10 protein-coding genes and 1 tRNA gene are annotated in these 10,703 nt (G+C 61.2%); 9 read left to right on the plus strand and 2 right to left on the minus strand.

Features of this window, described 5'->3' with window-relative positions:
• The first annotated feature begins 186 nt into the window (after positions 1-186).
• From V7116_RS18225 to clpX, 5 genes are all read left to right on the plus strand, one after another.
• A complete protein-coding gene (locus tag V7116_RS18225; RefSeq protein WP_324393393.1) occupies positions 187-1,356 on the plus strand; it encodes a hybrid sensor histidine kinase/response regulator in 1,170 nt (389 codons plus the stop codon).
• A 63-nt stretch (positions 1,357-1,419) separates the two neighbouring features.
• Positions 1,420-1,501 (plus strand) — tRNA-Leu (locus V7116_RS18230).
• A 129-nt stretch (positions 1,502-1,630) separates the two neighbouring features.
• Positions 1,631-3,238, plus strand: a complete 1,608-nt coding sequence (locus V7116_RS18235) for a trigger factor (protein ID WP_324393394.1) — start codon at positions 1,631-1,633, stop codon at positions 3,236-3,238.
• 29 nt (positions 3,239-3,267) lie between these two features.
• The gene (locus V7116_RS18240) at positions 3,268-3,912 is read left to right on the plus strand and encodes an ATP-dependent Clp protease proteolytic subunit (protein ID WP_324393395.1); all 645 of its coding nucleotides are present in this window, start codon (positions 3,268-3,270) and stop codon (positions 3,910-3,912) included.
• A gap of 8 nt (positions 3,913-3,920) precedes the next feature.
• A complete protein-coding gene (gene clpX, locus V7116_RS18245; protein WP_324393396.1) occupies positions 3,921-5,189 on the plus strand; it encodes an ATP-dependent Clp protease ATP-binding subunit ClpX in 1,269 nt (422 codons plus the stop codon).
• A gap of 480 nt (positions 5,190-5,669) precedes the next feature.
• Here clpX and V7116_RS18250 read toward each other — a convergent pair whose 3' ends face one another.
• Complete coding sequence (locus V7116_RS18250; RefSeq protein WP_324393397.1) at positions 5,670-6,290, minus strand: MBL fold metallo-hydrolase; 621 nt, start codon at positions 6,288-6,290, stop codon at positions 5,670-5,672.
• A 434-nt stretch (positions 6,291-6,724) separates the two neighbouring features.
• Positions 6,725-7,780, minus strand: a complete 1,056-nt coding sequence (locus V7116_RS18255; protein ID WP_324393398.1) for a hypothetical protein — start codon at positions 7,778-7,780, stop codon at positions 6,725-6,727.
• A 238-nt stretch (positions 7,781-8,018) separates the two neighbouring features.
• Between V7116_RS18255 and V7116_RS18260 the strand changes: the two genes are divergently transcribed.
• The 4 genes from V7116_RS18260 to V7116_RS18275 all read left to right on the plus strand — a co-directional run bounded on the left by V7116_RS18260 (position 8,019) and on the right by V7116_RS18275 (position 10,531).
• Positions 8,019-8,168, plus strand: coding sequence for a hypothetical protein (locus tag V7116_RS18260; protein WP_324393399.1), 150 nt, complete (start codon positions 8,019-8,021; stop codon positions 8,166-8,168).
• The gene (locus V7116_RS18265; protein ID WP_324393400.1) at positions 8,155-8,415 is read left to right on the plus strand and encodes a hypothetical protein; all 261 of its coding nucleotides are present in this window, start codon (positions 8,155-8,157) and stop codon (positions 8,413-8,415) included. The genes V7116_RS18260 and V7116_RS18265 overlap by 14 nt, the downstream gene beginning before the upstream one ends.
• Positions 8,416-8,592: 177 nt before the next feature.
• Positions 8,593-9,939, plus strand: a complete 1,347-nt coding sequence (locus V7116_RS18270; RefSeq protein WP_324393401.1) for a hypothetical protein — start codon at positions 8,593-8,595, stop codon at positions 9,937-9,939.
• A 97-nt stretch (positions 9,940-10,036) separates the two neighbouring features.
• Positions 10,037-10,531, plus strand: a complete 495-nt coding sequence (locus V7116_RS18275; RefSeq protein WP_324393402.1) for a DinB family protein — start codon at positions 10,037-10,039, stop codon at positions 10,529-10,531.
• The last annotated feature ends 172 nt before the right edge of the window (positions 10,532-10,703 follow it).

A 10,703-nucleotide genomic window follows, 5' to 3' on the forward strand; every position in this document is an offset into this window, starting at 1 on the left:
CGCCATCTCCACTATAACACGGTTCTGTGCGCTGGTCGTGAGATGGCTTCTGTACACTGCTTATGCGACTCTACCGTAATTCCAATTCAACTCATACGATCCTCGCACCGGAAAGGCTTTCGCGCCGTAGGCCATTCGATTACAATGGACGGTAGATTGACGTTCTCCAGGTACGCAGGAGTCCGTGTGCACTTGACGACCGGATACGCGGCGCCGATAGGACGAACCGCACCCGAGCAGTCGGAGATGGTGCTGCTCGTCGTGACGAATGACCGGCGCACCCTCAAAACCGTGAAGCAGACGCTTGACGCAGAGGGATACAGCATGGTTGCCGTACGCAGCGCCGAACAGGCGTTAGTGGCTGTGGCGGACTGCCTACCTGCTGCTCTGATCGTTGATGCACGGCTGCCGGACATGGACGGGCGACAGTTGTGTCAGGCCGTCAAGTCCGACGAGACGGTCGGGTTTTTGCCCGTCATCCTGATCGGGGCCGACGATTGGGACGATGAATCCGAGCTGGGCGAAGATGTGGCGCTCTCCGCGCCGGTCGATGCGGACGCGCTGGCGCGCTGGCTGCGCCGCCTGCTGCGCATCAAACATCAGGCCGATCGCACCGCGCAGGCGGCGGCAGAGTTCGCCAACGAGCGGCGGCACGTCGAGGCCGTCAAGCAGCAGATCATCAGCAACGTCAACCACGAGCTTGGCACGCCCCTCCTGCTCATGAAGCTCGCCCTCAGCACCCTCGGCGCTGATATCGAAGCGAACGGCACGGACGAACAGCTCCGGTTCATGCGCATGGCAAACACTGCGCTGGGCCAGCTCGAAGGCGTGACCGATAACATCCGCCAGCTTGCGGTGATCGATCGCGGCGAATTAGAGCCGATGATCGTCACCGAGGCGATCGACATCGCCCTGCGCTACATCGAGCGCAGCGCGCGCTGGCACAGCCACGCCCCTCGCATTTACAAACAGGTCGAGCGCGATCTGCCCCCGGTGATGGGGGCCAAGCTCGCCACGGCACGCCTGCTGCAGCTTCTGCTGGACAACGCCCTGAAGTTCAGCGCCGACGACGCCCCGATCTACGTGCATGCGCGCCTGCTGGAAGGCGGCTGGGCGTGGGTCGCGGTGGAAGATCAGGGGATCGGCATTCCGAAGGAACAGCAAAGCGCCATCTTCGATACGTTTTACCAGCTTTCCGGCGAGGCCAACCGCCGCTATCCCGGCACCGGGACCGGACTGGCGCTGGCGCTGGTGCTGGCCCAGGGTATGGGCACCACCATCGAGGTGGACAGCGCGCCGGATCGAGGCAGCGTCTTTTCGTTCCTGCTGCCCACGGTGGACCTGGACACCCTGTAGTACACCCCATTTGTTTAACCCTTTCCCAATCCCGCTACGATCATTATAATAGGAGCACCCGAAGGGGGAGTGGCGGAACTGGCAGACGCGCATGACTTAGGATCATGTGGAGCGATCCGTATGGGTTCGAGTCCCATCTTCCCCAAAGCGCGGGGCGCACTGCTGCGCCCCTTTTTTCGCGTATAAGACCTCCGTTAGAAGTCTGGCAAGCAATAGCTTGCCCCTAAACTCGAGTGCTATAATCGCTACGAGTAACACAGCGAAGGACAGGACCTTGAACATCCAAACAGAACACCTCGATAACCACACAGCTCGTTTGACGGTTGCAGTCGATCCCGCTCGCGTTGAAACTGCGCTGCGCGATGCGGCTCGCCGTCTGGCAAAGAAGGGGCGCATCCCCGGCTTTCGCCCCGGCAAGGCGCCGCTGAACGTCGTGCTCAACCTGTACGGTCGTGAGTACGTGCTCGGCGAAGCGATTGACGCGCTCGGCAACGAAATCTACCGTGAAGCGCTGGACGAAGCGGAGATCGCTCCGTATGCGCCCGGCAGCCTCGAAGATTTCAAGGAAGAAGACGGGCTGACGCTCACGTTCATCGTGCCCAAGCAGCCGACGGTCGATCTCGGCGGCTACCGCGACAGCGTGCGCGTCGAGTTCCAGGTTCCCGAGGTGACGGACGAGGATGTCGAAAAGGCGATGGAAGGGCTGCGCGAAGGCAAGGCCGTTCTGGAAGATGTCGATCGCCCGGCAGAAATGTCTGACCTCGTGACGCTGGGTCATATCGCCGCCTTCCGCGTCGAAACCGGCGAGGAAGAATCGGACGAGGCCGAGGCCGAAGAGGAAGAAACCGAAGCGGAAGCCGCAGACGAAGCCGAAGCCAGTGAAGACGTTGAAGACGAAGACGCCGACGACGAAGACTTCGATCACGACCACGAGGAAGAGGGCGAGATGATCATGCACGAGCATGATTATCAGGCCATCGTGCGCGACGACGCGAACGATCTGTTCCCCGGCTTCTCTCAGCATCTCGTGGGCGCGACGGCTGGCGACGAGCTGGAATTCACGCTCGTCATGCCCGAAGACTACGAAGACGAAGAGCTTGCGGGCCAGCCGCTGCGCATCGAAGCGCACGTGGCGAAGGTTCAGTCGCGTGCGGTAGCCGAGTGGTCGGACGCGTTGGCTGAGGAGATCAGCGACGGCGAAATCAAGACCATCGACGACCTGCGCGTGGACGTCCGCCGCCGTCTGGAAGAGGCGACGGCGCAGCAGGCGGAAAACGAGTTGATCGACGCGGCCCTGGACCAGTTGGTCGAAGGCGCGACGATCAAGTATCCCGCCGAGCTGGTTGACGAATACGTGGACGACATGATCAACGAATTCGACATGTCGCTGCGTCGTGGCGGCCTGAACCTGGAAGACTTCCTGCGCATCACCGGCCAGTCCCGCGATGCCGTGGCCGAGCAGTATAAGGACCCGGCGGAGCGCCGCGCGCAGCGTGCGCTGGCGTTGGGCGAGCTGGTTCGCCAGGAACAAATCGCCCTGACGGGCGAAGAACTGGATGCCGAGATCGATCGCATGAGCCAGCAGCTTGGCGGCGAGCAGTCCGAGCAGCTTCGCGCGTTACTCAACACCGATATGAACCGCTCAGATATTTCCAACCGTTTGGTATCCGAACGCGCGATGGCGCGTCTGGCCGCGATCGCCAAGGGCGAGAATCCGCCCGTCGGCATGCCCCAGGCCGAAGCCACCAGCGAACTGGCTGCCGAATCCGTAGCCGAAGAGAATGCAGCGGCGGAAGCCCCCTCAAAGCCGGTCGCGGTCGAAGAAGCGGCCCCGGCAGAGGATGCAGAACAACCGGCGGAGGACACAGAGTCGTCTGAGTAGGAAGTTCCGAGCACACAAGGAGCCAACGCATGGACTTTTATAATGGCTTGATCCCGATGGTCATTGAAACCAGCGGGCGGGGCGAGCGGGCGTACGATATCTACTCTCTGCTGCTCAAAGAACGCATCGTCTTCCTGGGGACTCCGGTCAACGATCAGGTGGCGAACCTGCTCGTCGCGCAGTTGCTCTATCTGGATCGTGAGGACCCTGACAAGCCGATCCAGATGTACATCAACTCGCCCGGTGGCGTGATCTATGCGGGCTTGGCGATCTATGACGCCATGCGACAGATCAAAGCCCCGGTCATGACCGTCGCCGTCGGGCTGACCGCCAGCTTCGGGACCGTGTTGTTGGCCGCTGGCACGCGGGGCCGCCGTTATGCGCTGCCCAACGCAACCATCCACATGCACCAGCCGTGGTCGTCGGGCGGCGGTGGTCAGGCGACGGACATCGAGATCCAGGCGCGCGAAATTCTGCGCCAGCGCGATCTGCTGAACCGCATCCTGGCCGAGCGTACCGGGCAGCCGCTGGCGAAGATCGAAGAAGATACCGATCGTGACCTGTACATGAACGCCCAGACGGCGGTCGAGTACGGCCTGATCGACGGTATCTTTGAACAGACCACCAAGAAGGAAGAGCCTGCGGCTCCGAAGCAAGAGGCCAAGTCGAAGTGAGTCAGGTAATGGGACCACAGCGCTGTTCGTTCTGCCGGCGGCCTGCCGATGAAGTAGGGCGGTTGATCTCCGGCCCGGACGGTGTGTTTATCTGTGACGACTGCGTTCATCTGTGCCAGGAGATCCTCGACGACGAGGCCCCCCAGGTCACCGAGAGCGACTTCAAGATCGAGCGCGTGCCTTCCCCGCGCGAGATCCAGGAAGAACTCGACCGCTACGTGGTCGGGCAGTCGTATGCCAAGCGCGTGCTGTCGGTGGCGGTCTACAACCACTACAAGCGCGTGAACGCGGGCGGCTCTATCGATGAGGTGGAGCTGGAAAAGAGTAATGTCCTGCTGATCGGCCCGACCGGCAGCGGTAAGACGCTGCTGGCGCAAACGCTGGCACGTATGCTCGATGTGCCGTTCTGCATCGCGGACGCCACGTCGCTGACCGAGGCTGGCTATGTCGGTGAGGATGTCGAAAACATCCTGCTGCGCCTGATCCAGGCCGCGGACTTCGACATCAAGCGCGCCGAGAAGGGCATCATCTACATTGACGAGATCGACAAGACGACCCGCAAATCGGGCGACAACCCGTCGATCACGCGCGATGTGAGTGGTGAAGGCGTCCAGCAGGCGCTGCTGAAGATCATCGAAGGCACGCTGGCGAATGTGCCGCCTCAGGGCGGGCGCAAGCATCCGCACCAGGAATTCATCCAGATCGACACCCGCAGCATCCTGTTTATCTGCGGCGGGACGTTCGACGGACTCGAAGAAGCGGTGGCGGAGCGCATCGGCACGAAGGGCACGCTGGGCTTTGGCGGCAGCGATCCGCACAGTATGTCGCAGGGCGATCTGCTGCATCACGCCAACCCCGACGACCTGATGAAGTTCGGGCTGATCCCCGAGCTGGTCGGGCGTCTGCCCGTGCTGGCGACGGTCAACCCGTTGGAGCGCGAAGACCTCGTGCGCATCCTGGTCGAGCCGAAGAACGCGCTGGTACGTCAGTTCCAGCAGATGTTCAACCTCGACAACGTGGAGCTGGTCTTCACTCAGGACGCGCTCGAATCCGCTGCCGATCTGGCCTTCGCACGCGAAACCGGCGCGCGCGGCTTGCGCAGCATCATCGAATCGTCGCTGCTCGACGTGATGTTCGAGATCCCCTCGCACGACGACATCCGCCGTGTCATCGTAGACGCGGATGCCATCAACGGCGGGGCGCGCCCGAAGATCGTCGTCGAAGGCGAGCAGATTCTGCGCTGGCGCGACGACGGCACGCTCGAATCGGCGGCCTAGCTGCCGGTTCGCACTCGAACCAACAAAAAAACCGCTCCCCCAAACAGGGTGGGGCGGTTTTTGTTTTCCGAGATTTTCGCGTTCGCGGCTGGCGCTTCCGGCACCGGGCGCGCATCCAGCCGTTTAAAACAAGTGAGGCGATCCTGGTGTGGACCGCCTCTCAAATCTATTCTTACGACCAAAACGCGATATATAAGTTGTTAACGTAATTTTTACCGTGCCGAGGTGGTCAAACGCTGTTTTGGTTAGCTAAACGACCATTAGTTGAACACGGCGCTACAAAGGTCACTAGTTGGTGCTACAAAGTCAATCTTGGCAGATCAAACGTAATTTTGAGCGAGCCAACTCTAATTTGGTGTACAAATTTTCTTTGAAGTTAAGTCTTTATGAAAAGCCGCAAGGCCAAGTTTCTATGAGAAGTTACTAAAAACTATTTAACCGCACAATCAAAAAAAAGTCAAAAAGTTGTTTTGGACTTTTTTACCGAGTTTTTTCAAGTACCACGACATTTGTTTGCTCGGCCAGGGCGCGGCTCAGGGCCTGCGCGTCGAGCTGCGTGCCGCCGATCGTACCCCAATGACTCGGAATGACCCAGTTCGGCTTCATGTGCTTGACGAAGCGTGTCGTGCCGTCGAGACTCATCGTGCCCTGGCCCGCGCCCACCGGCACGATGGCGACGTCCGCTTGAATGTGATCCAGCTCAGGAACCAGGTCCGTGCAGCCTGCATAGTAGATGTCGTAGTAATCCAGCGAGACGATGAAGCCCAGAGCGCCTTCTGAAACGGGATGGTGGTTGGTGAAGGTATACGCGGGCACTGCCGTGATGCGCGTGTTGGCGATGCACATGCTCTGCCACGGGCGCAGGACCACGACATCGTTCCCCAGCATAGAGGCGGCGCTGGAATTGGCAATGACGACCGTGTCCGGCCCGCGCAGCTTATCGACGTCGGCAGGAGAACAGTGATCGTACTGGTCGTTACTGATGAGAACTACATCGGCGTGGAAGGCGTTGCGTGCGAGCCGCCACGGATTGATATAGATCAGTGGAGGGCCCTGGATGCGAAAGCTGCCGTGCCCCAGCCATTGAATGCGATCAATCATGGATGCTCCCCGCGAAGGATTTACGATGTAAAAAAGTCGTAAACACTTTCTCAGTATAACACCCAATTTTGCGCGCTTGCAACCTACGGCTTTACGCCGCCGTAACCGATATTGCGGGATTGTAAGCGGATTTGGCCGCCTGCCGCCGCCTGACCGGGATCGCTTTCGGCACAGAACGCGGAGCATTTCGTATAGGCGGGGCCCAGGCACAACGGGCGGAGCAAGCCCCGCCCCTACGGTATAGGATTTTCTCCCCTCTCCAACTTGATTGGAGAGGGGCCGGGGGTGAGGTCGTGGTGATCACTGGCAGTGCGCCAGGGAAAAACTGAGGGTAAAAACCGGGTAGCGACCCTGTAGGGGCAATTCATGAATTGCCCCTACAAAACCTGTGCGAAACACGGAGATGTTTCTTCCATCAATTCTTGAGTGACGCCCTAGTAATCGACTTCCGGCAGGTCGTCGCAGCTTCCCGACGCGCGCACCACGTCGTTGCGCACCCAGTAGTCGTTTTCGAGGCGGTACCACACCCTGCCGTCCGTGCCGGTAGCCTGCCCGGTGACCTCGAACCGGTCCACGGGCCGCATCGGCGTCGGGGACGCGCCGAAGTTGACGCCGGGGCCGCTGCGCATATTGACGTTGGTCCCCGTCTGGACGGTGCAGCCGGTCGCGGCGGCTTCGGTAGCGGCGGCTTCCTGCGTCGCTTCGACAGCCTCCGTGGGCGCTTCAGTGGGTTCGGGGGTCGGCGGTTCCGGCGTGCCGGGGACCAGCCGCTCCGGGAACGGCTCGCCGTCGTTGAACTGCGAGAATGCCGCCGGGTCCAGATCCTCGTCGGGCAGGCGCAGCGACAGCAGCAGCGTTTCGGGCAGATCCGGCTCGTCGTCCAGGTAGGTGGGCGTGCTGCTGAACGTGGTGAACGTGATGGTGTCGATGCTGTCGAAATAGGTCACGGCGACCCAGTTCTGCGGAAGCTGTGGGTCGGACCCCACGTACACGTCTCGCCCGTTGGCCTGGATCGCGCTACCATCGTCCCGCACGTCGCTGTAGCCGTTGGTATCGAACAGCCGCCGCGCCATATACCCGCCCGGAGTCAGTCCTTCCTGTTCGGCCAGCAAACCGATCTGGTCGAGGTTCACGCCCGGCTGCGCGAGGATGTCCTCGAACGGGTACGCCTCCACGCGCACGCTCGTGATCCGGTTCTCGGTCAGGTCGGGATCGAGCGCCACGAACACGGCGTTGGTGGGCATTTGCAGCGCGGAAAAGTCGGCGGACGGTTTGACGCTCGTATACAGCGCGATCAGCGCCTCGTGAGCCGCCTCGTCCGTGTCGTAATTTTCCCGATCCCAGCGCACCCAGGTGCTTGGGACCGAAACCACCAGCTCGTCATCGAGAACCGGAACGGGCACAAGGGTGATCGTGCCGTCCTGCGCGAATGAAAGACTCGCCAGGGCCAGAGTCAGGACCACCGTCAGGATCAAAGCCGCGCGCGTCATGAGTTCTCCTTTGTGCGATAAGCGAAACCATGTTGGGCGTGCCGCGTCTGTGCTGCCGCAGCCGCCATGATTCATTATACGTTGCCGGATAGCTTGAAACAACACCGTTGGCTAGGTGTTGGGTAGATCGCTGGCTAGTATATTGATAAAAAGAGTGGGGCGGGTGGGGCTGCGTTCCTGAGGCGGGCTATAATCGGCATAGCGAAAAAAAGTTTATGCACTGCTGAAAGGCCCCACCGTGATCGAGCAGCCCTTCTACGATCTGGACGCCCTGCGCACGTTGTTCCGCGTCACCCGCGAGCTGACCTACCTCAACCATGCCAGCATCTCGCTGCTGCCCGATCCGGTCCGGCAGATGGTGCTCGCGGCTGGCGATGGACGACCTTAGCGCGCGCGGCTACGAGGTCATCACGCCGCGCACGCCGGGCCGTTACGGGCCGATCGTGACCTTCCACGCGCCGGGCATCGATCCCGATCACTTGGACGCCGCCGAAGCCCAGGCGAACGCGTGGATGGCGCAGTTGCAGGCCCACAACGTCGTGCTGACCAAACATTGGGACGCGGCAAAAGTCCCGCATTTGCGCATCTCAACACACTGCTATAATACGGAGCAAGAAGTGCTGGTAGCTGCGTAGAATAGCGTGGAGCTTTGATTTTGAGCCTTTTTGACCAGATCGCACATGTTTCTAGAAGTGCAAAAGGGCCATTAAGGGTCAACTCTTGTCAATTTGGACGTCAAAAACGACCACCACGGTATTCTACTGACCTACCGAAGTGCTCCGCGTGGGCGAAGTGTTGGGGGAATATCACGCATGACCGATCGACTTGTCCGGCCTATTTCACGCTCTGGTCCGTTGCCTTCGCGCCCGACGACGGGTCCGTGGGCTCCACCGCCGATACGCTCGATCGCTGACACCGGTCTGAATATCGGCCTGCTCAGCGATCTTGCTATCAAGATCATGTATTTCGGCGGCTACCTGTTAGGTACGCAGGTGGCCGAACAGATGAATCTGCCCTATACAGGCGTCGTAGATCAGGTCCTTGAAGGACTGAAGCGTGAAAAGATGGTCGAGGTACGCGGCGCTGGTGGTGTGGGCGCGGGTGCGTTCGAGTACACCATCACGCTGAAGGGCGTCGAGAAGGCGCACGAAGCACTGGCACGCTCGCAGTATGCCGGGCCGTGCCCCGTGACGCTCGACCAGTACGTGAACGCCGTCAAGGCGCAGACCACGGCGCGCATGACGGTCCACCGCGAGCATCTGGAGCGCGCACTTCAGGGGCTGACGATCAGCGAGGAGATGTTCGGGCGCATCGGCCCGGCGGTGAACTCCGGCAAGGCGATTTTCATGTACGGCCCGCCCGGTAACGGTAAGACGACCATCGCGCGCGCGGTGGGCAACATGATCCTGGGCAGCCCGATGTGGATTCCGCACGCGGTCGATGTGGACGGCCAGACGATCCGCGTCTACGACAACATCAACCACGAGGCGCTGCCGGAAGAAGAGGGCGCGCAGCGCTCCGTGCCGACCGGCGAGCGCCGCGACCCGCGCTGGATTCGCATTCGCCGCCCCGTGATCATGGTCGGTGGTGAATTGAACATGGCCGGGCTGGACCTCGTGTACGACCCGACGAACAAGTACTACGAAGCGCCGTACCAGATGAAGGCCAACGGCGGCATGTTCCTGATCGACGACTTTGGCCGCCAGCAGGTCCGCCCGCGTGACCTGCTCAACCGCTGGATCGTGCCGCTGGAAAGCCGCATCGACTTCCTGACGCTGTCGACCGGGCGTAAGATCGAGATCCCGTTCAACGTGCTGATCGTGTTCAGCACGAACATGCCGCCTGCTGACCTCGTGGACGAGGCGTTCCTGCGCCGTATTCCGCACAAGATCGAAGTGGGCGACCCGACCTACGAACAGTACCGCGTCATCTTCAAGAAAGTGTGCGAGTCCAAGCGCGTGCCCTACGACGACAAGGGGCTGGCGTACCTGCTGCAAGAGTGGTATCTCAAGTCCAACCGGAACCTGCGTTCGGTGCACCCGCGTGACATCGTGGAGCAGCTTCTGGACATCTCGCGCTACCTGAACCAGCCGCCCGCGCTGACCAAAGAGCTGCTCGATCGCGCGGCATCGGCGTACTTCGTGGACCTGGAATACTGATCGCTCCACGCCTTGTGGATTTTTCGGGGCAGAGGTCGACCAGCTGCCCCGTTTTATTTCCAGAGCGGCATGTGCTGGCTGTTTATAGGACGAGGGCATGAACAAGCGAGAAGCACTGATCCTCTACGAATACAACGTCTGGGCCAATCACCACATTTTGAACGCCGCCGCACGCGTATCGCCGGACCAGTATGCCGAGCCGGTCCCCGGGCTGAGCTTCGGCAGTCTGCGCGGCACGCTGGCGCACATCCTGTCGGCGGAAATCGTCTGGCGGGTGCGCTGCCAGGAGGGCGTATCGCCCGAGGCGCTGCCCGGCGAGGCCGATTTCCCGACGCTGGGCGTGCTGTTGGAGCGCTGGCAGGCGGAAGAGGCGGCGATGCACGCGCACCTGGAGTCCCTCTCCGATGAGGCGTTCGGCCAGCCGGTGCGCTATCGCAGCACGAAAGGCGTAGACTACGAGACGCCGCTGTGGCAGATTCTCTCGCATGTGGTCAATCACGGGACGCAGTTCAGGTCCGAGGCGGGCGTCGTCCTGACCCGTCTCGGCTTTTCGCCGGGGGACGTCGATCTGATCTACTACGTGCGCGACTAGTCGCGCAACCCGGCACAGGAATCGTTGTGAATCGAAGAGAAGGGGAAGCGATATGTCGAAGATCGTGACCGTGGAACAGATGCGCGCCATCGAAAAGGCCGCCGACGAGCGCGGCCAGAGTTATGCGGACATGATGGAGATGGCGGGGTCCGCCGTCGCGGAGCGCGTATAC

This window comes from Aggregatilinea sp. (assembly GCF_036822615.1).
Taxonomy (GTDB): Bacteria; Chloroflexota; Anaerolineae; order Aggregatilineales; family Aggregatilineaceae; genus Aggregatilinea.

Excerpts from the sequence above, each read along its gene's own strand:
- V7116_RS18275 (WP_324393402.1), top strand. The coding sequence starts at position 10,037 with ATGAACAAGCGAGAAGCACTGATCCTCTACGAATACAACGTCTGGGCC.
- V7116_RS18270 (WP_324393401.1), top strand. The coding sequence starts at position 8,593 with ATGACCGATCGACTTGTCCGGCCTATTTCACGCTCTGGTCCGTTGCCT.
- V7116_RS18250 (WP_324393397.1), bottom strand. The coding sequence starts at position 6,290 with ATGATTGATCGCATTCAATGGCTGGGGCACGGCAGCTTTCGCATCCAG.
- clpX (WP_324393396.1), top strand. The coding sequence starts at position 3,921 with ATGGGACCACAGCGCTGTTCGTTCTGCCGGCGGCCTGCCGATGAAGTA.
- V7116_RS18255 (WP_324393398.1), bottom strand. The coding sequence starts at position 7,780 with ATGACGCGCGCGGCTTTGATCCTGACGGTGGTCCTGACTCTGGCCCTG.
- V7116_RS18265 (WP_324393400.1), top strand. The coding sequence starts at position 8,155 with ATGGACGACCTTAGCGCGCGCGGCTACGAGGTCATCACGCCGCGCACG.
- V7116_RS18240 (WP_324393395.1), top strand. The coding sequence starts at position 3,268 with ATGGACTTTTATAATGGCTTGATCCCGATGGTCATTGAAACCAGCGGG.